This window comes from Kribbella capetownensis (assembly GCF_004331485.1).
GTDB lineage: Bacteria > Actinomycetota > Actinomycetes > Propionibacteriales > Kribbellaceae > Kribbella > Kribbella capetownensis.
Window position 1 is genome coordinate 687706 of sequence record NZ_SJKD01000003.1, and the last position, 23481, is coordinate 711186.

The 23481-nt window shown below is 68.3% G+C and carries 22 protein-coding genes; 10 read left to right on the forward strand and 12 right to left on the reverse strand.

Going from position 1 to position 23481, the window contains the following annotated elements:
• Positions 1-46 precede the first annotated feature (46 nt).
• Positions 47-1354, reverse strand: a complete 1308-nt coding sequence (locus E0H75_RS17955) for an NYN domain-containing protein (RefSeq protein ID WP_131514667.1) — start codon at positions 1352-1354, stop codon at positions 47-49.
• A 186-nt stretch (positions 1355-1540) separates the two neighbouring features.
• Here E0H75_RS17955 and E0H75_RS17960 point away from each other — a divergent pair, with 186 nt between their 5' ends.
• Complete coding sequence (locus tag E0H75_RS17960) at positions 1541-3337, forward strand: DEDD exonuclease domain-containing protein (protein ID WP_131514668.1); 1797 nt, start codon at positions 1541-1543, stop codon at positions 3335-3337.
• Here the strand turns inward: E0H75_RS17960 and E0H75_RS17965 are convergent.
• Positions 3324-3749, reverse strand: coding sequence for a nuclear transport factor 2 family protein (locus E0H75_RS17965; protein ID WP_165553810.1), 426 nt, complete (start codon positions 3747-3749; stop codon positions 3324-3326). The genes E0H75_RS17960 and E0H75_RS17965 overlap by 14 nt on opposite strands.
• Before the next feature lie 130 nt (positions 3750-3879).
• Between E0H75_RS17965 and E0H75_RS17970 the strand changes: the two genes are divergently transcribed.
• Both E0H75_RS17970 and E0H75_RS17975 read left to right on the forward strand, forming a co-directional pair.
• Complete coding sequence (locus tag E0H75_RS17970; protein WP_131514669.1) at positions 3880-4671, forward strand: helix-turn-helix domain-containing protein; 792 nt, start codon at positions 3880-3882, stop codon at positions 4669-4671.
• A 73-nt stretch (positions 4672-4744) separates the two neighbouring features.
• Entirely contained in the window at positions 4745-5032 is a 288-nt protein-coding gene (locus E0H75_RS17975; RefSeq protein ID WP_131514670.1) for an Lrp/AsnC family transcriptional regulator, read from the forward strand.
• Between the two features lie 2132 nt (positions 5033-7164).
• Here E0H75_RS17975 and E0H75_RS17980 read toward each other — a convergent pair.
• Positions 7165-7719 (reverse strand): hypothetical protein, encoded by a 555-nt coding sequence (locus E0H75_RS17980; RefSeq protein WP_131514671.1) that lies wholly within the window; start codon positions 7717-7719, stop codon positions 7165-7167.
• 438 nt (positions 7720-8157) lie between these two features.
• Here E0H75_RS17980 and E0H75_RS17985 point away from each other — a divergent pair, with 438 nt between their 5' ends.
• Positions 8158-8811: a hypothetical protein gene (locus tag E0H75_RS17985; RefSeq protein ID WP_131514672.1), complete on the forward strand. Its 654-nt coding sequence runs from the start codon at positions 8158-8160 to the stop codon at positions 8809-8811.
• A gap of 433 nt (positions 8812-9244) precedes the next feature.
• Here E0H75_RS17985 and E0H75_RS17990 read toward each other — a convergent pair whose 3' ends face one another.
• A complete protein-coding gene (locus E0H75_RS17990) occupies positions 9245-9958 on the reverse strand; it encodes a hypothetical protein (protein WP_165553813.1) in 714 nt (237 codons plus the stop codon).
• 111 nt (positions 9959-10069) lie between these two features.
• On the opposite strand from E0H75_RS17990, the gene E0H75_RS17995 reads away from it, so the two are divergent.
• Complete coding sequence (locus E0H75_RS17995; protein ID WP_238163097.1) at positions 10070-10774, forward strand: hypothetical protein; 705 nt, start codon at positions 10070-10072, stop codon at positions 10772-10774.
• A gap of 72 nt (positions 10775-10846) precedes the next feature.
• On the opposite strand, the gene trpD is transcribed toward E0H75_RS17995, so the two are convergent.
• Genes trpD through E0H75_RS18010 form a run of 3 tightly spaced genes read right to left on the reverse strand, consistent with a single transcriptional unit; the run spans position 10847 to position 13277 of the window.
• Entirely contained in the window at positions 10847-11887 is a 1041-nt protein-coding gene (trpD, locus tag E0H75_RS18000) for an anthranilate phosphoribosyltransferase (RefSeq protein WP_131514674.1), read from the reverse strand.
• Between the two features lie 6 nt (positions 11888-11893).
• Positions 11894-12313 (reverse strand): Rv3143 family two-component system response regulator, encoded by a 420-nt coding sequence (locus E0H75_RS18005; RefSeq protein WP_131514675.1) that lies wholly within the window; start codon positions 12311-12313, stop codon positions 11894-11896.
• 46 nt (positions 12314-12359) lie between these two features.
• Positions 12360-13277 carry a cytochrome c oxidase assembly protein gene (locus tag E0H75_RS18010; protein ID WP_131514676.1) on the reverse strand — a complete coding sequence of 306 codons (918 nt, stop codon included), beginning with the start codon at positions 13275-13277 and terminating at the stop codon, positions 12360-12362.
• 31 nt (positions 13278-13308) lie between these two features.
• Between E0H75_RS18010 and ctaE the strand changes: the two genes are divergently transcribed.
• Genes ctaE through qcrB form a run of 4 tightly spaced genes read left to right on the forward strand, consistent with a single transcriptional unit; the run spans position 13309 to position 17595 of the window.
• Positions 13309-14022 (forward strand): aa3-type cytochrome oxidase subunit III, encoded by a 714-nt coding sequence (gene ctaE / locus E0H75_RS18015; RefSeq protein ID WP_202873025.1) that lies wholly within the window; start codon positions 13309-13311, stop codon positions 14020-14022.
• Positions 14019-14885 (forward strand): cytochrome bc1 complex diheme cytochrome c subunit, encoded by an 867-nt coding sequence (gene qcrC / locus E0H75_RS18020; RefSeq protein WP_131514677.1) that lies wholly within the window; start codon positions 14019-14021, stop codon positions 14883-14885. The genes ctaE and qcrC overlap by 4 nt, the downstream gene beginning before the upstream one ends.
• Entirely contained in the window at positions 14882-15931 is a 1050-nt protein-coding gene (gene qcrA, locus E0H75_RS18025) for a cytochrome bc1 complex Rieske iron-sulfur subunit (protein WP_131514678.1), read from the forward strand. The genes qcrC and qcrA overlap by 4 nt, the downstream gene beginning before the upstream one ends.
• Before the next feature lie 5 nt (positions 15932-15936).
• Positions 15937-17595, forward strand: a complete 1659-nt coding sequence (gene qcrB, locus E0H75_RS18030; RefSeq protein WP_238163099.1) for a cytochrome bc1 complex cytochrome b subunit — start codon at positions 15937-15939, stop codon at positions 17593-17595.
• A gap of 49 nt (positions 17596-17644) precedes the next feature.
• Here qcrB and E0H75_RS18035 read toward each other — a convergent pair whose 3' ends face one another.
• Positions 17645-18109, reverse strand: a complete 465-nt coding sequence (locus E0H75_RS18035) for a MarR family winged helix-turn-helix transcriptional regulator (RefSeq protein ID WP_202873026.1) — start codon at positions 18107-18109, stop codon at positions 17645-17647.
• Positions 18110-18149: 40 nt separating this feature from the next.
• On the opposite strand from E0H75_RS18035, the gene E0H75_RS18040 reads away from it, so the two are divergent.
• Entirely contained in the window at positions 18150-18947 is a 798-nt protein-coding gene (locus E0H75_RS18040; RefSeq protein ID WP_165553815.1) for an alpha/beta fold hydrolase, read from the forward strand.
• Between the two features lie 4 nt (positions 18948-18951).
• Here the strand turns inward: E0H75_RS18040 and E0H75_RS18045 are convergent, their stop codons facing one another.
• From E0H75_RS18045 to ctaC, 4 genes are all read right to left on the reverse strand, one after another.
• Positions 18952-20181: a L,D-transpeptidase gene (locus E0H75_RS18045; protein WP_238163100.1), complete on the reverse strand. Its 1230-nt coding sequence runs from the start codon at positions 20179-20181 to the stop codon at positions 18952-18954.
• A 198-nt stretch (positions 20182-20379) separates the two neighbouring features.
• On the reverse strand, positions 20380-20775 hold the full coding sequence (locus E0H75_RS18050; protein ID WP_131514681.1) for a cytochrome c oxidase subunit 4: 396 nt from the start codon (positions 20773-20775) through the stop codon (positions 20380-20382).
• Positions 20772-22517 carry an aa3-type cytochrome oxidase subunit I gene (ctaD, locus tag E0H75_RS18055; protein WP_475009178.1) on the reverse strand — a complete coding sequence of 582 codons (1746 nt, stop codon included), beginning with the start codon at positions 22515-22517 and terminating at the stop codon, positions 20772-20774. Before ctaD ends, E0H75_RS18050 begins: the two co-directional genes overlap by 4 nt.
• A gap of 26 nt (positions 22518-22543) precedes the next feature.
• Positions 22544-23437: an aa3-type cytochrome oxidase subunit II gene (gene ctaC / locus E0H75_RS18060; RefSeq protein WP_131514683.1), complete on the reverse strand. Its 894-nt coding sequence runs from the start codon at positions 23435-23437 to the stop codon at positions 22544-22546.
• Positions 23438-23481: the final 44 nt, after the last annotated feature.

Here is a 23481-nt window from a genome sequence, read left to right on the forward strand (position 1 = left end):
TCCGGCTGAGAAGGACGCTAGAGAGCCCCGCCGACAGTTTCTGAACTCAGGCGCGGGCGATACGCGAAATGAGGCTGGTGGCGGAGAGTGAGCGGGCACCGAGCTTGATGGTGCTTTCGGCAACTTCGCGATCGGTCGAGACGACAACGATCGGGCGCCCCTGCGGTTCGGCCCGGACCAGTTGCCGGATCACCTCATCCGCGATCACTCCGGCCGGACTGAACCGCACCCGCACACCGCGTGGTGGGTTCAACTGGACCGGTCCGGACAGCTCGGCCCCGTCGAACACCACCGTCACTTCGATCCGGCGCTGCGCCACCAGCGCACCCAACGCCGTCACCAGCCGCTGACGCTGCGAATGCAGCGGTGAGTTCGGCCATGCGGTCTTCGTCACGTTGTAGCCATCGATGATCAGATGCACCTGCGGCAACGCCAGCAGTTCGTCGAACAGGGCCGGATCGTCGTCCGGAGCCGTCCGTCCCATCGGAGCGGCCTCAGGCTCCGTCCCCGCGACCGTGTCGGCCGGTCTGAGGTCTCCCCCGGGTGGCAGCGCCAGTTCACGCCGCAGCCCACTCGCTGCCTCCAGCAACGTGTCCAGGAGCAGTCTGGTCCGCGTCGACGCCATTTCCCGTTCCTGTCCCGCCGTACGACGGGCCGCGTAGTCGACTGCTTCCAGTTCGGTGATGCGGGCGCGGAGCTTGCGCAGCTCACGCTCAACTTCGGCACGTGCGGCGTCGACGCGTTCGTCGGCCGTCTCGGCTTCGGTCGTCCGCAGTTCGAGATCGCTGTGCAGGCTGCTGATCCGCTGCCGCGCCTCGTTCAGCTTGCGCCGGAGCGTGACGTTCTCGGCCTTGAGCTCGTTGACCTGTTCGCGAAGCCGTTCGCGGACCTGCCGCGCCTCGGTCCGGGCCTGGTCGAGCTGGTCCGACAGTCTGCTGACGGCTTCCTCGTCGGCGCGCGGCGACTCGACCGGGACCTGTGCGGCCGCGGCGACGTGCTGCTCCCAGTCGTCAGGACGCAGCAGGTACGCCAGCGCCGCGACCTCGACCGGGTCCGCGGCCGGCACCGGCACTCCTTCTGCCACCGCGTCGCCCAGCTCCGGGTGCTCCCGGCGTACCTGGAAGGCCGCGAGCCGGCGGAAGTGGTCGTCGGTCTCCAGGATCGGGCCGAGCACGGACGCCGACAGCTTCGCGCGTTTGGCCGGCGCGAAGCTCGCGAACCGGCGCAGCGGTGCCGGGATGTCGGACGCGGGCAGCTGGCCGAGAGCGTGCGCGGCGAGGGCAAGAACCCGTTGCCGGACCGGTTCGGGCAAGGAGGTAGCGGCGGAGCTCGCGGCGGTGCCTGTCTCAGTCACCGGTCCGCAGTCCGGCCCGGACGATGGCCTGGCGGCACGAAGACCGTGGCCAGTGATGCAGACCACAACGGCCCGGCGCTACGGCCGGTTTCGCGGTGATCGCCTGTGTACGCATACAGAGAGCGTAGTCGACTCTCTCGCGTGTCACCTGCGGAATTGTCGGTGGGGGCTCTTAGCGTCTTGGACATGACCAGCCCAGTGCGCGCGCCGGAACCGGAACCGCTGATGCCGATCCGTGGCGTCCAGCCGAGTTTCGACGACCTGGGTACGCCGCTGCGCGACATCACGTTCTGCATCGTCGACCTGGAGACGACCGGTGGCGCGCCGGGCGAATCCGGGATCACCGAGATCGGCGCGGTGAAGGTGCGCGGCGGCGAGGTGCTGGGCGAGTTCCAGACGCTCGTGAACCCGGCCGATCCGATCCCGCCGTTCATCGCCGTGCTGACCGGGATCACGAACCTGATGGTTGCCTCGTCACCCCGGATCGATTCGGTCCTGCCGGCGTTCCTCGAGTTCGCCCGGGGCTGCGTGATGGTGGCGCACAACGCGCCGTTCGACATGGGCTTCCTCAAACACGACAGTCTGGTGCACGGGTACGACTGGCCCGATTTCGCCGTCGTCGACACGGCGCTGCTGGCGCGCCGGGTGATCACGCCGGACGAGGCGCCGAACTGCAAGCTCGGCACGCTGGCCAAGCTGTTCCGCACGACCACGACACCCAACCACCGCGCGTTGTCGGACGCCCGCGCGACGGTCGACGTGCTGCACGGACTGTTCGAACGCGTCGGCTCGTTGGGCGTGCAGACGCTCGAGGACCTGCAGACGTTCTCGTCCCGGGTCGCACCGGCCGTGCGGGCCAAGCGGCATCTGTCCGAAACGTTGCCCCACGCACCGGGCGTGTACCTGTTCACCGACGACCGCGGCGAGGTGCTGTACGTCGGCAAGTCGAAGGACCTGCGGAATCGGGTGCGGTCGTACTTCACCGCCTCCGAGACCCGCACCCGGATCGGCGAGATGATCGGCATCGCGACCGGCGTCCGGGGGATCGAGTGCGGGACGTCGCTCGAGGCGGAGATCCGCGAACTGCGGCTGATCGCGGAGCACAAGCCGCGGTACAACCGCAGGTCGAAGTTCCCGGAGCGGCAACACTGGCTGAAGGTCACCGTCGAACCGTTTCCGCGACTGTCGCTGGTGAAACAGGTGAAGGACGACGACGCTGGTTATCTCGGCCCGTTCAGCTCGCGGAAGACGGCCGAGCGAGCGATGGCTGCGCTGCACGAGGCGTTCCCGATCCGGCAGTGCACGGCGCGGATGTCGCGTACGCCACAGCTGTCCCCATGTGTGCTGGCGGAGATGGGCCGCTGCGTGGCGCCGTGCGACGGGCGGATCTCCGCGGATTCGTACGGCGAGTTCGTGACGGCGCTGCGGACGGCGCTGACCGCGGACCCGACACCGGTGGTCGAGGCGCTGGACCGGCGGATCGACCTACTGTCGGCGGACGAGCGGTTCGAGGACGCCGCCGTCCAGCGGGATCGGTTGAGTGCGTTCGTGCGGAGTTCGGCACGGATGCAGCGGATGGCGTCGGTGACCGCGTGCGCGGAGATCTGCGCGGCCCGGCGTACCGACGACGGTGGTTGGGAGCTCCACGTGATCCGCCGCGGCCGGCTCGCGGCCGCCGGGATCAGCCCGCGGGGCACGGATCCGCGGAAGTACCTCGACATGCTGCGTGCGTCTGCCGAGACGGTCCTTCCGGGCATCGGTCCGGTCGCGTCCGCCTCTCCCGAGGAGATCGACCTCGTGCTTCGCTGGCTGGACCAGCCCGGCATCCGGCTGGTCGAGATGGACGGCACCTGGACCTGCCCCATCTCCGGCGCCGCCCGCCACCTGACCCGCCTCGACAACTCCCATTCCGAGCAGCACCAACACCCCACCGAGCGCCGCCGGCGGATGCGCCCAGTCGGCCCCGCACTCAGCCCTCGATGAACTGATAGTCCTTCCGGATCCGGCCGTCCGCGCCGAGCACCAACAGGTCGATGCCCACGGCAAGCACCTCTCCCCCGCTCGCCGGCACCATCTCCCAGCGCAGCTTCACCAGGTCGCTCAGCACCGCGGCCTCACCCCGCCGCCGGAACACGAACTCCCCCGGCGCCACGAACTCGTCGTACGCCCGCGTCACCCGTCGACTCAGCGCGTCATGACCACGAGCCTCCAACGCCGCGACCACCCCGATCTCTGCCGCCCGCGTCACCATCTCCTCCGGCGGCTCGAGCAGGTGCACACCGTCCTCGGTCCACAGTTCTTCGACCGCCTTCCGGCGTACGTCGGGATCGGGCTCGTTCCACACCGCGACGTACCGATCGGCCAGTTCCTCGGCCGGGTTCTTCACATCGGACAAGACGTTCCTCCTCGCAACCGGGACGACGTGGTGCCGCCCTGACTACGACCTTGCCGAGGAGCCCTGCTCGCGACAATTCCCTGCCAGGTATAGCAGCGGAACTGTCGGTGCCATCGGTTAGACAGGACAGGTGCTGATCTCGACACGTCCCTCCGAGCTGTCCGCCGGCCTCCGCCACTGGCGGACGCGCCGACGTGTCAGCCAACTGGAGCTCGCCGTACGCGCCGGCACGACCCAACGCCACGTCAGCTTCATCGAGAGCGGCCGCTCGGTCCCCGGCCGCGAGATGGTCATCCGGCTGACCGAGTCGCTCCAACTCCCGCTGCGCGACCGCAACGCTTTGCTGCTGGCGGGTGGGTACGCCCCTGCGTACGACGAGACGCCGTACGACGATGTGGGTCTTGGGGCGATCCGGACGGCGCTGACCGAGATCCTCGAGGGCCACCGCCCGTACCCGGCTGTCGTCGTCGACCGGCGCGGTGACCTGGTGCTCGCGAACCGGGCCTTCCACGTCCTCACCGCCGGGAGCTCGGACGCTCTGCTGACCGCGCCGATCAACGTCCCGCGCCTGCTCCTCCACCCCGACGGACTTGCGCCCCGGATCCTCAACTTTCCCCAATGGTCCTGGCATGTCATTGACGCACTGACGCGCGAGGCCTTGCAGAACCCAGCTCCCGAGTCCGATGCCCTCATCGAGGAACTCACCGCCCTGGTCCCACCGCGACCCGACCTCACGCCCGACCACCTGGGGTTCGCCGTACCGCTGCGGCTCCGATCCGCCCAGGGCGACCTGCGCCTCATCACGACCCTCACGCGCTTCGGCACGGCTGTGGACGTCACTGTGTCCGAGCTGCGCATGGAGGCGTTCCTTCCCGCCGATCCCTCGACCGCCGCTGCGCTCCAGCGGCTGGATCCGGTCTGATCCCGGACGTGCCGGCAGCGGGGCCGGCATTATGCTTCAGCGGGTTGGGATGTGAGCTCGAGGAGAGGACGGCATGGTCACCGCGATCGTGTTCATCAAGGCCGACGTCGCACGGATCCCGGAGGTCGCCGAGCAGGTGGCGGCGATCGAGGGTGTCAGCGAGGTGTACTCCGTCACCGGCGGGCTCGACCTGATCGCGATGGTCCGGGTCGCCCACCACGAGGACCTCGCCACCGTCATCCCCGACCACGTCAACCGGGTGCCCGGCGTCGTCAGTACCGAGACCCACATCGCGTTCCGGGCGTACTCCTCGCACGACCTCGAGGCAGCCTTCAGCCTCGGCCAAGAGGACGGCATCTGACGCAGTAAAACGACCGCTCGACTGACACGCGCCGAAGTTACCGTGACTTCATGAGCAACCCTCCCGCAGGCTGGTACCCGGACCCCACCGGCCAGCCCAACACCATCCGCTGGTGGAACGGGACCCAATGGACCAACCGCACCGAACACGAGCACCCCACCGCCGACCCCGCACAGCCCGCGGGCGGCGGCAGCACCACCCAGGCACAGCCTGCGGGCGAGACCACCACGAGTTCGGCACCGAGTGCCAACGAGCCGGCTGACCACATGCCGTCCGTCGAGCAGCACACGCCACAAGCCAACCTGGACCCAGCAGACCGCCCCCGCGCGACCTGGAACCCCCAGCTGGTTACTCCCACGTCCCCAGACCAGTGGGCCCCCCGCAACCCCCAGGACCCCTCACAAGACCACCCCGACATCCAGACCCTCAAGCCGCAGGACCCGGCGAACCAACCCAACGAAAACGCGGGCCAGCCGCCCGACTGGGCAACCCACCAGGCCAGCCAAACCTGGGGAGTCAAACAAGCCGACGCCAACGAAGCCCAGCGCCTCTGGGGCGTCCAGCAACCCCCCACCTCCGACGACAAGCAGAACCCCGGCACTCCCAGCGACGACCAAACTCCGCCCGGAGAACACCCGTCGCGCCAGGCAACCGCAAAAGAAACAGCCGCTGAAAGATGGGGCGAAACCCCACAAGTAACCGGCCGCACCTCAACCAACGCCCCGAACACCACCCCGTCGGTCCAACATCCCCCAGCCGACCACCCCACCGCGCAGCCTCAGGCGGAGCAGCAACCCAACAACTCCTCGCCAAGCCGCGAACAAGTCCCCACCAGCTCGGCCAACCAGGCAACCGACGCCCCTCGCCGCAACGCAACCGACGAGACCTCGCGACCGCTCGCGCAGCAGAAGCCCAGCGACGCCAGCGATCAGGCACCGACAGAGTCGCCAACCCAGCAAACCTCAGGGGACAGCAACCAACCAACCGCCCCACAGGCACCCCAGACCATCGACGCTGACCAGTCAACCGCCACCCGTCCGCGCACCGCACAACAAGCAGCCGACGAGGCCTGGCAAAGCCACCCCCAGCCGACCACCGGCGACGCCAGCACCGACATCGGTGCCGAGGCGACCGCCGAGTCGCCGACCCAGCACGCAGCCGGCGACGCCGGGACCAACGCTGATCCTCACGGCAGGGCGCAGCAAGCACCGGACCAGCCCCCGACAACCGCCGTACAAACGAACGCCGATGCCGAGCCGGCCGACGCCGGGTCAGCAATACAGCAAACGACCAACGGCGCCCCGCAGGCGAACCACAACCCGTGGGTCCGCGATTCCAACGAGGCCACCAACCAGCCGAACACCGAGCCAAGCGGGCAGACGCCCAGCGACGACCACTCGACCGACGCAGGCCAGGTGGACGACCCGACCCCGGCTGGTGCAGAACAAACAACTGACGAGACCACGGACGCACGTGCGGAACAGGCAACCGACGAGACCTCCAGCAGTCGTCCCGATCAGGCAGCCGACGACCCGCAGCCCACAAACGTTGTCCCATTGGGCGTAGCGCGGCCTGGTAGCCCAGCAACGGATCCCGACGACCAGACGGACGCGAACAACCCGCAACCGACCGCTGCCCCATCGGCTGACGACGTACAGCAGCACCCGGACGACGCGCAGCAGGCGACCGCCGAGCCATCGAGCGGCGGACAGACCGAGAGCGACGAGCAGACAGGAACCGGTACGCCGACCGCCGCCGGACCACCCCGCGGCGCGGACGAGACGCCTACCGCCGGCGAGAACCCCGTACCGCCGAGCGGCGCGCAGACGACGGTTAGTAGCTCGGTGACCGCCGGTCCTTGGACCGACGGCGAGCAGACGGGTGCCGGCCGGGACAACGCCGTACCGCCGAACACCCAGCAGACCGATAGCGGTGAGCAAACGACGAGCGGTAGGTCTGTGGCCGCCGGACCTTGGGGCGACGGCCAAGCAGTGACCGCCGACCGGACGGATGCCGGAGCCCGCGGCGGGGAGCAGTCGGCTGGTGGCTCGTGGGGTGGAGAGCCGACTGGTGGTGCGGCTCGGGGAGGCGGAGAGCAGCCGGAGGCGGACGACGCGCGAGGCAGCGCTGGCTCATGGGGTGGTGGTCAGCAGACCGGTGGTCAGGCGAACGCCGGGTCGTGGGGTGACGGTGGACAGGCAAGCGGTGACGGCTGGGGGCGTCAACCGCAGGCCGGCGGTCAGGCCGGAGCCGGGGCGTGGGAGCGCGGACAGCAGGCAGGTGATGGCCAAGCGAACGGTGGCCCCTCGCGCGGCGCCGAGCAGACCGGTGGTGACGGCTGGGGTCGTGAACAGCAGGGCGGTGGCCAGGCTGGAGTCGGGTCGTGGGGTGGCGGGCAGCGAGCTGGTAGTGGTCAGGAGAGCGCTGGGGCCTGGGGTGGCGGTGGTCAGGCAGGTGGTGGCGGCTGGGGGCGGGAACCGCGGGAGGGTGGGCGGGCCGGTGGTGACGGGCGCGCCGGTGGTGATGGGTGGGGTGGTGGATCGGAGGCCGGCGAGCAGACGGTTTCTGGAGCCCGGAGTGGCGGGCCGGCGGGTGGTGGGTCGGACGCTGGTGGCGAGCAGGCGGCTGGTGGTGGGTCGGTGACTGCTGGACCGTGGGGTCGTCAGCCGGAGGCGAGTGGTGAGCACGCGGCCGGCGGGGCGTGGGGTGGCGGGGAGCAGGCCAGCGGTGGACAGGCATGGGGTGCGCAGGCGGCTGGCGGTGCGGGCTGGGGGCGGCGGGAGCAGGGTGCTGGTGCAGGGGCGGCTGGTGCAGGGGCGGCTGGTGCAGGGGCGGCCGGTGCAGGGGCAGTTGGTAGTCGGGCCTGGGGTGGGCAAGCCGCCGATGGCACCTGGGGTCGGCAGCAAGGTGGGGCTGACGGATGGGGCCGCAAGCAGCAGGGTGGTGGAGTTGGCGAGTCGGGCAGGCGGCAGGGTGGGGCTGACGGATGGGGCCGCCAGCAACAGGGCGGCGGATCGGGTAGGCAGCAGGGTGGGAGGAAGAGGTCTGGTGGGGCTGGGGGCAGGGTTTGGTTGATGGTGGGTGGGGCTGTCGCGTGCGTGATGTTGGTGATTGCTGGGTTCTTTGTGATCACTTCGGGGGACGACGAGAAGGCCGAGCCGGAGAACCAGCCGACCAGTCAGCCGACGGTTGAGCCGAGTGGGACGCAGCCGACGGGGCAGCCGAGTGCCTCGGGGACTACCACGCCGGGGCAGTCGAAGAATCCGAAGTTGCATGAGGGTGAGCGGATCTCGTCGGACGCGATCTCGTTCCCGCGCCGTAGTTCGCCGTGGTCCGACCGGAAGCGGCTCGTACCGCAACTGCAGAACTCCAGCGGCCAGTACATGCTCCTGCAGGCGAACTTCGACGGCCAGAACGACTGGTACGCCGACATCTTCGTCGGCGCGCTCGGTACCGCCTCAGGCTTCAACGGCGAGCCGAAGGCGACCGCGGGATGGCTTTCGCGCGAGGTGCAGACGTCGATGTACGGCGACGTACCGGTCACGTTCAAGAGCGCCGGGAGCGGGGCGGTGACGCGGTCCGGCAAGCCGGGGTGGTTCATCCAGCAGACAGTGACGGCGAAGTCGACCCAGTTGACCGCCCGAGTGCTTAGGCTAACGGTGGCCGTCTTCGACCTCGGTGACGGGACCGCCGTCGCGTACATCAGCGACATACCGATCAACCGGCCGGATCTGAGGACCGCCGAGAGCCAGGCCTACAAGGGAATCAACGTTGGCTGAGAACGAAGACCAGACCCCACAACCGCCCCAGCGCCCTCCGGCGCGGCACAGCGCACCCCCACAACCGCCCGCCGGCTACAACCGCTCGGACGCTGACCCTCGCGATCCCTCATCAGGAGATCCGCGCGGGCCGTACGACGCGACTGATGCGCACGGGCAGTCCCGGCCGGGTGATGCGCTCGGGCAGTCCGAGGCGGGTGAGTCGCTTGGGCAGTCTGGGGACTCGTTGTCCGGTACGTCGCCTGCGCCGGCGGCACCGGATGCGTGGTTCACGTCTGCACCGCCGTCGGCCGCGGATCGGCGGCACGCGGTCCCGGATCCGCTGGATCATGAGCCGCTGAGTGGGACGTCTGGTGGGCTGGGTGCGTCGTCTGATCCGTTGTTCGGTCAGTCCCCCGCCCCTGCGCCGCCGCCTCCTCCCCCGCCGCCACGTTCATCCAGTCCGTCGCACGGACAACCGCCGGCGCAGCAGTACAGCCAGCCGCAGCAGCCCAGTCAGCAGTACGGCGGACAGCCGCAGAGCCAGCCGTACGGCGGGGAGTCGGGAGTCGGGCAGCCAACCCAGCAGGGTGCTAGCCAGCAGCCTGGCTATCAGCAGGCGCAGCAGCCGGGCCGGCCGCAGCACGCGGCTCAGCCGCCGGCCTCGCCTCAGCAAGGTCAGCAGCCGTATGGCGCTCAGCCGCAACGGCCAGCGTCCGCGGCACAGCCCCAGCACCCGGGTCAGCCGCAGCAGCCGGATCAGCCGCCGTATGGGCAGCAGCCACAGGCTCAGCAGCCGGGTCAGCGGGCCTACGGGCAGCCGCCGCCTGCCCAGCACTCCGGGCAGGGTCCGGCGCAGCAACCGCAGACGCAGCGCCCGGGTCAGCCGCCGTACGGACAGCAGCCCGCGCAGGCGGGGCAGCAGCACGGGCCGTCCGGGTCGCAGGCGTACGGCGCGGGTGCGGGTGCGCAGGGTCTTGGGGGTCCGGGAGCGGGCCAGCACGCTGGGCAGGCGTCGTACGGGCAGCAGCCCGGGCCGGCGCCGTATGGACAGGCCGGGCAGCCGTCGTACGGGCCGGCCGGTCAGGCGTACGGGCAGCAGTCCGGGGCGGGGGCGCAGGCGTATGGGCAACTGCCGTCGGGACAGCATGCGGGACAGGCGTCGCACGGGCAGGCGGGGTACGGCTCGGGTGGTGAGGACGAGGGGTATGGGATTACGAAGCCACGGCGGCGGAGTGGTGGTGGTAAGGCTTCGCTGGATGCGGCTGCGAGGGCTCGGTTGATTGGGGCTCTGGTGCTGGTCGTCGCCGCGCTTGCCACGACCGGGCTGAGCGTCGGCTGGATCTGGACGAAGGCCGACGCGGTCACCCCGGTCGCCTTGCCGACCGGGATCTCGAAGCCGTTGCAAACGGTGTCCCCATCGGTGAAGCCGTCGGAGACCCCGCCGCCGATCGGCAAGGTGCTCGGTACCGAACTGATTGCCGCCAACAACGACACGATGCCGATCATGAGCTCGGCCTGGCAGAACCAGGACGCGCAGCGGTCCGGGGTGTACGGCGGCGCCGCGATCTTCTTCGTCGTCCACAAGGACTACACCGGCCAGAAGGGCGTCGACTGGGGCAACTATGTCTCGTTCGGCCAGCTCGCCCCGGACATCAAGTTCAGTACGACGCCGGCCGGCCTGAAGGAGGCCGCGGTCCAGGCGGGTACGCGGGCGATCGTCGGCCTGTACTCGAAGGACGCGAAGCTGTCCGGCACCACGCACAAGGCGATCACGATCAACGGCCACAAGGGGCACGAGATCACCACCAAGGTGGCGGTCAGCGTACCCAAGCTGAAGGAGACGTTCTCCACGATCATGATCGTGGTGATCGACCGCGGCGACGGCACCGCGATGGTGTCGATCGCCGACATCGCCGGCAGCACCCCGGCCTGGCAGCAGATCTGGCGCAACAAGGTCAAGCAGATCAAGCTCAACGGCTAGCCACCGGGCGACCGAAAACAGAAGAGCCGGCGGGGAGCACCCCCGTCGGCCCGATCCGGATCACCCAAGCAGTCAGCGCACCTCAGCACACGCCGCGATCCACCGATCCAAAGTCTCCTTCGCCGCCCCCGAATCGATCGCCTCCGCGGCCCGGTCCATCCCGGCCCGGATTCGCGCGGTGATCGGTCCTTCGGTCGGCTCGTACGCCGCCAGCGCAGCACCGGCGTTCAGCAGTACGACGTCCCGCACGGCACCCGGCTCGCCCTCGAGCAGCGCCCGCACAACCTTCGCGTTGAAAGCAGCATCCGCGCCACGCAACGCCTCCGCAGTCACCGGCTCGATCCCCAGCTCCCGCGGGTCGACCGTGAACGGACCGTCGACCGTTCCCCCGCCAACAATCCACACCTGCGACGTGGTCCGGGTGGTCAACTCGTCCAGCCCGTCATCGCCGTGGAACACCAACGCGTCAATCCCACGCCGCGCCAGCACCCCGGCCATCAGCCCGGCGATCCGCGCGTCCCCGACCCCAACGGCCTGTGCGGACGGATCACCCGGGTTCGCCAACGGGCCGAGGAAGTTGAACGTCGTCGGTACGCCGAGCTCCCGCCGAGGTACGGCGGCATGCCGCAGCGCCGGGTGGAACGCGGGCGCGAAACAGAACGTGATCCCGGCCCGCTCCCCCACCTCCGCGACCTGCGCTGCAGTGAGGTCGAGCGGAATCCCGAGCTCCTCGAGTACGTCGGCCGCACCGCAAGCCGATGAGGCCGCGCGGTTGCCGTGCTTGACCACCTTCGCGCCGGCGCCCGCGGCAACGATCGCCGACATCGTGCTGATGTTCACTGTGTGGGCTTGGTCACCACCGGTGCCGACCACGTCCAGGGTCCGGCCCGGGACCGAGACCCGGGTGGCGAAGTCGCGCATCGTCGCGACCAGGCCCTCCACCTCGGTCACCGTCTCGCCCTTGGACCGCAGCGCGATCACGAACCCCGCGAGCTGCGCCGGCGACGCCGCGCCGGACAGGATCTGCTCCATCGCCCACGCGGTGGCGGACGCCTCCAGGTCCTCGCGCCGCAACAGCGGATTGAGCACCTGGGGCCAGGTGTAGGCAGGCATGGTGCGTCAGGCGGTGGTGGCAGGCAGGGTCGCCAGCCGCTGCCGGAGCAGGTCCGCGGTGACCTCGGCCATCCGCACCGGGTCGATCGGGTGCGAGACCGCGCCCTCGGCCCGCGACCACGTCGCCAGCCACGCGTCCTGCGGGCGGCCGGTGATGACGAGGACCGGCGGGCACTCGAAGATCTCGTCCTTCAGCTGCCGGGCGATGCCCATGCCGCCGGCCGGAACCGCTTCGCCGTCCAGGATGGCCAGGTCGATCCCACCCTTGTCCATGGACTTGATCACGGCCGGCTCGGTCGCGCACTCGACGTACTCGAGCTCGGGCAGATCAGCGGCGGGCCGCTTGCCCAACGCCAGCCGGACGGACTCCCGCGTCGTGCGGTCGTCGCTGTAGACCAGCACCTTCAGCGGACGCTCTGAACTCATCGATCCATCCCAAGCTGTGTTCTAAGAAGACTGGACACGGCGAATGCTACCGGGGTGCCTGTCCGGCCCGGCGAGCCTGTTCCTCCAACCGGTCCAGCCGGCGGTCCTCGCGGCGGGCTTCCCGCTGCGACTCACGCACCCATTGGACGAACAGCACGCCGAAGAACACCACCCCGACGATGTCACCGGACCCCCAGAGCAGGCCGCCGGCGATGTACTGGTCGTGCAGCGGCGACGGCGGCCAGGACCGGCCGAAGCTGGTGTACCAGTCCTCGGCGATGAGCTTGTTCGCGGACATGATCGTGATGCCGAGGAAAGCGTGGAACGGCAGCGTGAGGAAGGTCAGCATCAGCCGGAACGGGTAGATCACCCGGCCGGGCACCGGGTCGAGGCCGAGCAGCGGCCAGAAGAACAGCGAACCGACCAGGATGAAGTGCAGATGCAACAAGTCGTGCAGTACGGCGGAGTGCAGCGTCGCGTCGTACCAGCTGCTGAAGTAGAGCGCCCACGGGCTCAGCACGAACAGCGTGAAGCCGATCAGCGGGAAGCAGAGCACCTTCGCGAGCCGCGAGTGCAATACGGAGAGCAACCACTTCCGCGGTCGCTGCGGCAGGGTCCGCAGGGCCAGCGTGATCGGCGCACCGAGCGCGAGCATCAGCGGCGTCAGCATCGACAGGATCATGTGCTGGGCCATGTGCACGCTGAGAAGCACCGTGTCGTAGGTGCCGAGCGCCGACTGGGTGGCGATCACGGCACTGCCCAGGCCCAGTCCGACGAAGGCGAACGTCCGGGCGCGGGACCATTTGTCACCCCGCTTGCGGAGCCGGTGGACGCCGTACAGATAGAGGGCGCCGAGGACAACGATCACGGCGAGTAACACCGGTTCGAGGGTCCAGCCCGTCAGCAACCGGAGGGCCGTGAACGGCTCGATCTGGTCGCCGGGCCCGGCGTGGAGAGGAAGCACGCTTCCACAGTAGGAACACCGAGTTCACGACATGCATGGGGGTGGTCGTGGCGGTGGATACCTGGAACGACATAATGACCGCGTGGCCACTGCAACCGCGCTCCCAGCGTCTCGTGAACACGGACACCACGACCGTCCCAGCATGGTCAGTGTCGGCACGATCGTCTGGCTCTCGAGCGAGCTGATGTTCTTCGCCGCCTTGTTCGCGGCATACTTCACCATCCGGTCGGTGACGACCGCTGCCGCCGCTCCGGGTACGGAGACGCTGTGGCAGGCGTCCACCGAGATGCTGAACGTCCCGTTCGCCTCGGTGAACACGTTCGTCCTGGTCGCGTCGTCGTTCACCTGCCAGGCGGGTGTCTTCGCCGCCGAGCACGGCAAGGTGGGCCGGTCCGGCGCACTGGCGAACATCCGGTCCTGGGGCATGCGTGAGTGGTTCATCCTCACGTACCTGATGGGCGCGGTCTTCATCGCCGGCCAGGTGACGGAGTACGCCAAGCTGGTCCACGAGGGCGTGACGATCTCGTCGTCGCCGTACGGGTCGGTCTTCTACCTGGCCACCGGGTTCCACGGTCTGCACGTGACCGGCGGCCTCATCGCTTTCGTGTTCGTCCTCGCCAGGACGTACATGGCTCGAAAGTTCACCCACGAACAGGCCGTCTCGGCGATCGTCGTGTCGTACTACTGGCACTTCGTCGACGTGGTCTGGATCGCCCTGTTCGCGACCATCTACCTGCTCAAATGAGTGAGAAGAGACCTTCCTTGTCACCGGCGCGCTTTCTCTCCGCGCGACGACGGCACCGGTCCGCCGGCCTCGTCGTGCTTCTTTTCGGCCTCCTGGCAGTGGGCTCGGCGTACGCCGCGTTCGCCCCTGACGACGCGGTGGCGGACAACTCGGCCCAGTCCCAGCAGATCGAAGAGGGCAAGAAGCTCTTCGCGGTCGGCTGCGCCAGCTGCCACGGCCTGAACGCCGAGGGTGGCGCGAACGGCGAGGGCAAGATGGCCGGCCCGTCGCTGATCGGGGTCGGCGCGGCCGCCGTCGACTTCCAGGTCGGGACCGGCCGGATGCCCGCCATGCAGCCCGGTGCCCAGGTGCCGCGCAAGACGCCGACGTACACGCAGGAGGAGATCGAGGCCCTGGCCGCGTACGTCGCCTCGCTCGCCCCCGGCCCGGCGGTTCCGGCGCAGGAGTCGTACGACATCAGCAAGGCCACCGACGAGCAGATCACCCGCGGTGGCGAGCTGTTCCGGACCAACTGCACGGCGTGCCACAACTTCGCCGGCCGCGGTGGCGCACTGCCGAACGGCAAGTACGCGCCGTCGCTGATGAACGTCGACCCGAAGCACATCTACGAAGCGATGCTCACCGGTCCGCAGCAGATGCCGGTCTTCTCCGACCAGGTGATGCAGCCTGAGGACAAGCGCGACATCATTGCCTACCTGAACGCGCTTCAGCAGCAGAAGGACCCGGGCGGGTTCGGCCTCGGCCGGCTCGGCCCGGTCTCGGAGGGTCTGTGGGGCTGGCTGATCGGTATCGGCCTGCTGGTCTGTGTAGCGGTGTGGATCGGCGCCAAGGGCGTCAAGGCCAAGGGAGCGAAGGCCGAATGAGTGACGAGAACCTTCCTGCCGTGAAGGCAGACGAAGAGCACAGTCAGGTGCAGGTGGCGGAGCCGATCCCGGACCCGGGTATCGAGCCGCACGAGTACCGGATCACCGACATCGACCCCAAGGCGGCCGACCGGGTCGAGCGCCAGGTCTCGGCGATGTTCACCCTGGCCGGTCTGCTCGCCCTCGGGTCCTGCGTGGCGTACTTCGCCATCCCGCGCGACTCCACCATCGCGTTCGGGCCGTTGTCCGGCAACGCCAACAACATGATCATCGGCCTGTGCATCGGCCTGGCCCTGTTCCTGCTCGGCGCCGGCGCGATCCAGTGGGCCAAGAAGCTGATGGTCGACGAGGAGATCTCCGAGGACCGGCACCCGGCCCACTCCTCGCCGGAGCAGATCGCCGACATCAGCGACGCCTTCAAGCAGGGTGTCGCGGAGTCGGGCTTCACCCGGCGCAAGCTGATCCGCCGCGGGCTGTTCACCGGACTGGGCCTGCTCGGCCTGCCGGCGATCGTGCTGCTGCGCGACCTCGGTCCGCTGCCGGGCCGCGCCCTCTTCAACACCATCTGGGCGAAGGGCATCCGGGTCGTCAACGACGTCACCGACCGCCCGATCAAGCCCTCCGACATGATCGTCGGCCAGCTGGTCAACGCCGCGCCCGCCAACCTGGCTCCGCTGCAGGAGGAGAGCCCGGTCGAGTACCAGAACGCCAAGGCGAAGGCCGCGGTGATCGTGGTCCGGATCAAGCCCAGCGAGATCCGTACGCCGCCGGGCCGGGAGAACTGGGGTGTCGACGGCATCCTGTGCTACTCCAAGATCTGCACCCACGTCGGCTGCCCGATCTCCCTGTACGAGCAGACCACCCACCACGTGCTCTGCCCGTGCCACCAGTCGACGTTCGACCTGGCCGACGGTGCCAAGGTCGTCTTCGGCCCTGCGGCCCGGCCACTTCCTCAGCTACCGTTGGCAGTGGACGCAGAGGGCTACTTGGTTGCGCAGAGCGGCTTCACCGAGCCGGTCGGCCCGAGCTTCTTCGAACGAGGGTGACTGCAGTGTCAGACAAAGAGTTCCCGCCACCGGTCAAATATCTCGACGATCGCCTCGGGATCGCGAAGATCGGCCGGAAGAACCTGCGCAAGGTCTTCCCGGACCACTGGTCGTTCATGCTCGGCGAGATCGCGCTGTACAGCTTCATCATCCTGATCCTGACCGGCATCTTCCTGACCTTCTGGTTCAAGCCGTCGATGGGCGAGGTCGAGTACCAGGGCTCGTACAGCCTGCTCAAGGGCCTGCACATGTCCGAGGCCTACGCCTCGACGCTGGACATCACCTTCGACGTCCGCGGCGGTCTGCTGATGCGGCAGATCCATCACTGGGCGGCCGTGCTGTTCATCGCCGCGATGATGGTGCACCTGCTCCGCATTTTCTTCACCGGCGCGTTCCGCAAGCCGCGTGAGCTGAACTGGGTGATCGGCTTCACCATGCTGTTCCTCGGCATCATCGAGGGCTTCATCGGCTACGGTCTCCCCGACGACCTGCTGTCCGGCACCGGTCTACGCATCACCCAGGGGATGATCGGGGCGTCCCCGGTGATCGGGACGTACCTGAACTTCTTCATCTTCGGCGGCGAGTTCCCGGGTGACGATTTCGTCTCCCGCTTCTTCACCATCCACGTGCTGCTGATTCCGGGGTTGATCCTTGCCCTGGTCACGGTCCACCTGTTCCTGGTCGTGTACCACAAGCACACGCAGTACGCCGGTCCCGGCCGGACCGCGAAGAACGTGGTCGGTTACCCGCTGTTCCCGGTCTACACGGCCAAGGCCGGCGGCTTCTTCTTCGTCGTCTTCGGCATCACCGCGCTGATGGGTGCGCTGCTCCAGATCAACCCGGTCTGGCTGTACGGGCCGTACAACCCGGCGGAGGTGACGGCGGGATCCCAGCCGGACTGGTACATGGGCTGGCTGGAAGGCTCGGTCCGCATCATGCCCGGATTCGAGTCGCACTTCTGGGGCATCACGCTCAGCTGGAACCTGATCATCCCGGCCCTGCTGATACCTCCTGCCTTCGTCACCCTGGTCGCGCTCTATCCGTTCATCGAGGGCTGGATCACCGGTGACAAGCGTGAGCACCACCTACTCGACCGGCCGCGGAACATGCCGACCCGGACCGGTATCGGTGCCGCGTTCATCACCTTCTACGCGCTGCTGTGGATCGGTGGCGGTAACGACCTGATCGCCACCCACTTCGGCCTCTCGCTGAACAACGTGACCTGGTTCCTCCGGTTCGCGGTGTTCATCGGCCCGGTGCTCGCCTTCTGGGTGGTCCGGCGGGTCGCGATCTCGCTGCAGCGGGCCGACAACGACCGGCTGATGCACGGTCTGGAGACCGGTGTGATCGTCCGCTCCCCCGAGGGCAAGTACACCGAGAAGCACGCGCCGATCTCGAACTACGAGGCGTACAGCCTCACGGCGCACGACCGGATGCTGCCGCTGGACATCGGTCCGGAGACCGACGACAACGGCGTCCGCGCACCACGCCGGGCCCTGAACAAGCTCCGCGCCCGGCTGTCACGCTTCTACTACGCCGACGCGATCCAGAAGCCGACGACGCACGAGTTGGAGGCGGCTCACGAGCACGCTCACGACTCGGACGAGATCCACGACATCAGCGAGACCGAGACGTATCGCGAAGTCACCAGCGACCGCTCCTGATCGCAGCACGACCCAAAAGGCCCCGGCCGGGATGCCGGGGTCTTTTGGTTTATTCGAGGGTGTCAGCAACCGCGGACAGGTAGTCGCTGACGACCGATCTGTCGCGCTGGTCCAGGTGCTCGGTGATGCCGATCAGGCGCTCGAGGAGCGGCCCGAAGAACTGCCAGCCGAGGTCGACTGCCGTCTCGGACACCTGCAGGCGAGCGCTGCGGCCGTCTGAGCGGCTTCTGAGGCGTTCGACGTGCCCGGCGGCCTCCAAGCGGTGGATGACCGCCGTCGTCGCCTGAGAGGTCATTCCGAGCTGCTGGGCGAGCCATCCCGGCGTCGCCTCCACACCGGCCCGCTCGGCGTCCAGCAGCCGCGTGAGCGCCCGTACGTCGGTCGCGTGCAGACCGGTCGCGCGGGCGAACTCCCCCACTGCCCGCTCGAGCCGCAGTGCGACCTCCCGCAGTCGGTGCACCAGCTCCAGCGCCGCGGCCCGCCCCGGGTCGGCCGGCATCACTCCTTCACGCATGCCCGTCAACTTACCTCACTCAGTGAGCTATTCTCGCGCCATGACCTTCCAGGACGCGTACGACGCTCTCCTCCGCCGCTGGGGTGTCCCGGTGGAACAGCTCGACCTCGCCGGCACCCACGTGAACGCGTGCGGCCCGGCCGACGCCCCTCCACTGGTCCTGCTCGCCGGCCACGGCGCCACGTCACCGGTCTGGTTCACCGTCGCGCCCCGACTCGCGGAGCAGTACCGCGTCTACGCCCTCGACCTCCCCGGCGACGCAGGCCGCAGTACGGCGACCCCACCGAGCACGGTCGAGGACCTGATGGCCTGGCTGACCGGCGTACTGGACGCCTTGGAGATCGGGCAGGCTGCGCTGTGCGGGCATTCCTACGGCACCCGGATCGCACTGACATACGCCCTCCGGCATCCGGTGCGGGTCAGCAGGCTCGCGCTGATCGACCCGACCGACTGCTTCACCGGCCTGAAGCCGCGGTACGTCGCCAGAGCACTCCCCTCGCTCCTGCGGCCCAGCCCCGCCCGTACGGAGTCGTTCCTGCGCTGGGAGACGCAAGGCCTGCCGGTCGACCCGGACTGGTTGCGCTTGGCCGGCCTGGCAGCTGTCGAGCCCACCACCCGACCGGTCCTGCCGCCCAGGCCCGACGTACATCAACTCCAGACCGAGACCCTGGTCGTTGTCGCGGATCGCAGCAAGGCCCACAACCCCGACCAACTTGCCCGGCGAGCCAGTGCCGCCGGGGCAAGCGTCGTACGGATCGAGACCGCGACCCACCACTCGCTGCCCGTCTTCCATGCCGACGAAGTGGTCGGGGCCTTGCTCCGGGCAGAATCGCTCTGATGGGTCAGGACAGGGCTGAGCCGGCCTTGTAGTTGGCCCAGGTCGTGTTCCAGTCGGTCCAGCCGTTGCCGGGCTCCATGTGGCGGGTGGTGCCGGTCACGATGACCGGGTCGCCACGGAGGGTCTGAGCGAAGTACCACTGGGCGTCCTTGAGGCTCATACCGACGCAGCCGTGGCTGACGTTGGCGCTGCCCTGGCTGCCGGCGGACCACGGCGCGCCGTGGATGAACTCACCGGAGCTGGTGACTCGCTCCGCCCACTTCACGTTGCTGATGTTGTAGTACTCCGGGTCGCCCGGCTTGATGCCGACCGTCGCCGCGTCCATCCGCTTGGTGGTGAACTTCTCCATGATCACCTTCACCCCGCTGCGGGTGGTGAAGCCGTCCTTGCCGGCGGTGATCAGGATCGTCCGGGCGAGCTTGCCGTTGATCGTCACCGTCATCGAGTGCGTCTTGACGTTGATCTTGCTGACGACCGACTTGCCGATGTTGAAGGCGATCGTCCGGCTCGCCGTACCCCAGGTGTTGCTGCCCGCGTTCACGCCCTGGGTGGCGATGTCGACGGTGACCTTGGTGCCGGCCGGCCAGTAGTTCATCGGCCGGTAGTTGACCTGCTTGCTGTTCACCCAGTGCCAGCTGCCGGTGACCGGGACCGAGGTCTTCACCGACAGGCGCTTCTCGACCGCAGCACGGTCCTTGACCGGGTTGTTCCAGTAGATCTGGATCGGCATCGCGACGCCGACGGTCTCGCCGTTCAGCGGGGCGACCGAGGCCTTCAGGCTCTTCGCCGCCTTCAGCGTCTTGAACGTCGAGCTGATCGGGACCGTGGCGCCATCGGTGCCCTCGGCCGTGCCGCTCAGCTTGTACGACGCGCCTGGCTTGAGCTGCGGGGTGGACGTCCACTTGGTCCGGTCGGCGTTGAAGCTGCCGGTCACCTTGTCGCCGTCGTCGTCCTTGAGCGTGATCGCCTTCAGGGTGCCGACGGTGGTGCTCACGGTCACCGGCTGATCCGGCTTGACCGACGCGGCGCCCTTGGCCGGGACGACCGAGATGCTCGCCGACGCCGGGTTCTCCGACGGGCTGGACGAGCTGCCCGGGCTGGTCGAGGCACCCGGCGTACCACTGGTCTGTGTGGCCCCGGACGACGGCGATCCGCCCGCCTCGGTGTCGCTGCACGCGGTGCCGACCAGCAGCAACGCGCAGATCCCCACCACGGCAAGGCCGTGTTTCCTCACCGAACCGCTCACCATTCCCCAGCTCTCCCCTGTTTGCTTCAACCGCCGCAAGGGTAACCCGTAGTACCGGAATACCCGCGCAAGCACACCGCCACCACAGTGGTACGGACCACAACGGCCCATTCTCCGGTGGCACCCCTTAAGACGCACGAAAGCGCCATCCGGTTGGCTCCCGGATGGCGCCCGTACGAGCTTCAACTAGTGAGCGTGGTCACCGCGGTAGTACTCGAAGATGAACCCCGAGAGGGTGACAATGCCGATCCCGCAGCCGGCGATGAACAGCCACCAGCCGAACACGATGCCGAGGACGACGACCGCCAGGGTCAGCCCGCACCACAGCGGCCACCACGAGTACGGCGGGAAGAAGCCGAGCTCACCGGCGCCCTCCACGATCTCGGCTTCCTTGCGGTCCTCCGGCCGGGCGTCCATCCGCCGCGCCGTGATGCTCAGGTAGAACGCCACCAGCAGCGACAGGAAGAACGTCATCACCAGTGCGGTGGTGCCGGTCGGGTCTTCGGCCATCAGCCAGTAGATCGGCGTCACGACCAGCACGAACACGCTCAGGATCCCGAAGACCCAGGCTTCGACCTTCACGCCTTGTCCTTCCCCTCAGCGTCGGTATCGGCGGCGATCTGCTCCAGGTGCTCGACCCGGCCCTCGTCCTCACCGGCGTCCAGCAGGTTGTCCCTGCCGGCCCGGTTGTCCGGGTACTCGGCCAGAGCCAGTTCGGCGTGGTGCAGGTCGAACGCCGGGCTCTCGGACCGGATCCGCGGCAGCTTCTCGAAGTTGTGCCGCGGCGGCGGAGAGCTGGTCGCCCACTCCAGCGACCGGCCCCAGCCCCACGGGTCGTCCACGCCCACCTGCGGCGACTTCCGCGACTTGTAGACGTTGTAGAAGAACGGCAGCATCGACAGGCCGAGGATGAAGGCACCGACGCTGGACACCTCGTTCAGCGTGGTGAAGCCCTCGTTCGCGCCGTACGACGCGTAGCGCCGCGGCATGCCCTCGACACCCAGCCAGTGCTGCACCAGGAAGGTCGTGTGGAAGCCGATGAACAGCAACCAGAAGTGCAGCTTCCCGAGCCGCTCGTCCAGCATCCGGCCGGTGAACTTCGGCCACCAGTAGTAGAAGCCCGCGAACATCGCGAACACCACGGTCCCGAACACCACGTAGTGGAAGTGCGCGACCACGAAGTAGCTGTCGGACAGCTGGTAGTCCAGTGCCGGCGAGGCCAGGATGATGCCGGTCAGACCGCCGAAGAGGAAGGTGGTGAGGAAGCCGATAGACCACAGCATCGGCGTGTCGAACGACACCGAGCCGCCCCAGATCGTGCCGATCCAGTTGAAGAACTTCACCCCGGTGGGCACCGCGATCAAGAACGTCATGAAGGAGAAGAACGGCAGGTTCACCGCGCCGGTGACGAACATGTGGTGCGCCCACACCGCCACCGACAAGACGGCGATACCGAGGGTCGCGGAGACCAGACCGATGTAGCCGAAGACCGGCTTGCGGCTGAACACCGGCAGGATCTCGGTGATGATGCCGAAGAACGGCAACGCGATGATGTAGACCTCTGGATGCCCGAAGAACCAGAACAGGTGCTGCCACAGCAGTGGCCCACCGTTCGCAGCGTCGAAGACGTGAGCCCCTAGGGCTCGATCCGCCTCCAGCATCAGCAGCGCGCCGGCCAGGATCGGGAACGCGATCAGCACGAGGATCGACGTGACCAGGATGTTCCAGGTGAAGATCGGCATCCGGAACATCGTCATACCCGGCGCCCGCATGGTGATGATCGTGGTGACGAAGTTGACCGCACCGAGGATGGTGCCCAGACCAGCCATCCACAGACCCATGATCCAGAGGTCTCCGCCGATGCCCGGCGAGCGGACCGCGTTGGACAGCGGGGCGTAGGCGAACCAGCCGAAGTCAGCCGCGCCGCCTGGGGTGAAGAAGCCGCTGATCGTGATCAGGCCGCCGAACAGGAACAGCCAGAAGCTGAACATGTTCAGCCGCGGGAACGCGACGTCCGGGGCACCGATCTGGATCGGCATGATCTCGTTCGCGAAGCCGACGAACAGCGGGGTCGCGAACAGCAGCAGCATGATCGTGCCGTGCATGGTGAAGAGCTGGTTGTAGACCTCTTCGTTCACGATCTGCAGGCCCGGCTTGGCCAGCTCGGCGCGGATGAGCAGAGCCATCACGCCGCCGATCAGGAAGAACGCGAACGAGGTGATCAGGTACATGTGGCCGATCAGCTTGTGGTCCGTGGTGGTGATCCACTTGACCGCGAGCTGGCCCTTGCTGCGCCGCCGCGGCAACACGGTGGTGCTACCGATGGCGCCGGTGCGCTCGGCGAAGTCGGTCACTTCTCCCCCTCCTGCTCCCCGTGACCGGGGATGGTGGTGGCGTCTTGTCCACCGGTGGCGGCGCCGGTCTGGCCTCTGGCGGCCAGGTCACGCAGATGCGCGTCGTACTCGTCCTTGGTGACCACCTTGACGGTGAACACCATCCGGCTGTGGTAGAGCCCGCAGAGCTCGGCGCACTTGCCGGCGAAGGTCCCGGTCTTGGTCGGGGTGAGCTCGAACCGGTTGGTCCGGCCCGGGATGACATCGAGCTTGAAGTAGAACGACGGCACCCAGAAGGAGTGGATGACATCCGGCGAGGTCAGGTCGAAGTGGACCGACTCGTTCACCGGCAGCCACAGCTCGGCGGGCTTCTGCAGCGTGCCGGTCTCCCAGACGCCTTCCTGCCCGTCGACGGTGTCCTTGTAGTTGAAGGTCCACTGCCACTGCTGGCCGACCACGTTGATCGTGTGCGCCGGGTTGTCCGACATCGCGGTGATCTTGTTGCCGTGCTCGACGGTGTAGAAGAACAGCACGCCGATGATCGCGAACGGCGCCAGCGTGTAGAGCACCTCGAGCGGCAGGTTGTACCGGACCTGCCGGGGAGCCTCGTCGTTGCGCTTGCGGTAGCGCACGGAGACGTACAGGATCAGGCCCCAGACCATCGCACCGACGATCAGTGCGGCGATCCAGGCACCGACCCAGAGGCTTCGGACAGCCTCGGTCCGGTCCGATGCGCCCTCGGGGAGACCGAGTCGTTTCCACTGCTCAGTGGTCGCCGACGAACAACCGGTCAGCAGCAGGGTGGCGACCACCACTCCCGTACCGACCAGCAGGCGTCGCTTCGCCGGACGTGTGGCGCCGGCAAGACCTGCCGCGCGCTCGTCCACTCCGGGCGTGCCGTTCGAACCCACGGGGCGCCTTTCCCTTCCCAAGTGAGACTGACGACCAAACACTA

Excerpts from the sequence above, each read along its gene's own strand:
- E0H75_RS17960 (WP_131514668.1), top strand. The coding sequence starts at position 1,541 with ATGACCAGCCCAGTGCGCGCGCCGGAACCGGAACCGCTGATGCCGATC.
- qcrA (WP_131514678.1), top strand. The coding sequence starts at position 14,882 with ATGAGTGACGAGAACCTTCCTGCCGTGAAGGCAGACGAAGAGCACAGT.
- ctaE (WP_202873025.1), top strand. The coding sequence starts at position 13,309 with ATGCATGGGGGTGGTCGTGGCGGTGGATACCTGGAACGACATAATGAC.
- qcrC (WP_131514677.1), top strand. The coding sequence starts at position 14,019 with ATGAGTGAGAAGAGACCTTCCTTGTCACCGGCGCGCTTTCTCTCCGCG.
- E0H75_RS18035 (WP_202873026.1), bottom strand. The coding sequence starts at position 18,109 with ATGCGTGAAGGAGTGATGCCGGCCGACCCGGGGCGGGCCGCGGCGCTG.
- E0H75_RS18040 (WP_165553815.1), top strand. The coding sequence starts at position 18,150 with ATGACCTTCCAGGACGCGTACGACGCTCTCCTCCGCCGCTGGGGTGTC.
- trpD (WP_131514674.1), bottom strand. The coding sequence starts at position 11,887 with ATGCCTGCCTACACCTGGCCCCAGGTGCTCAATCCGCTGTTGCGGCGC.
- E0H75_RS18005 (WP_131514675.1), bottom strand. The coding sequence starts at position 12,313 with ATGAGTTCAGAGCGTCCGCTGAAGGTGCTGGTCTACAGCGACGACCGC.
- E0H75_RS17975 (WP_131514670.1), top strand. The coding sequence starts at position 4,745 with ATGGTCACCGCGATCGTGTTCATCAAGGCCGACGTCGCACGGATCCCG.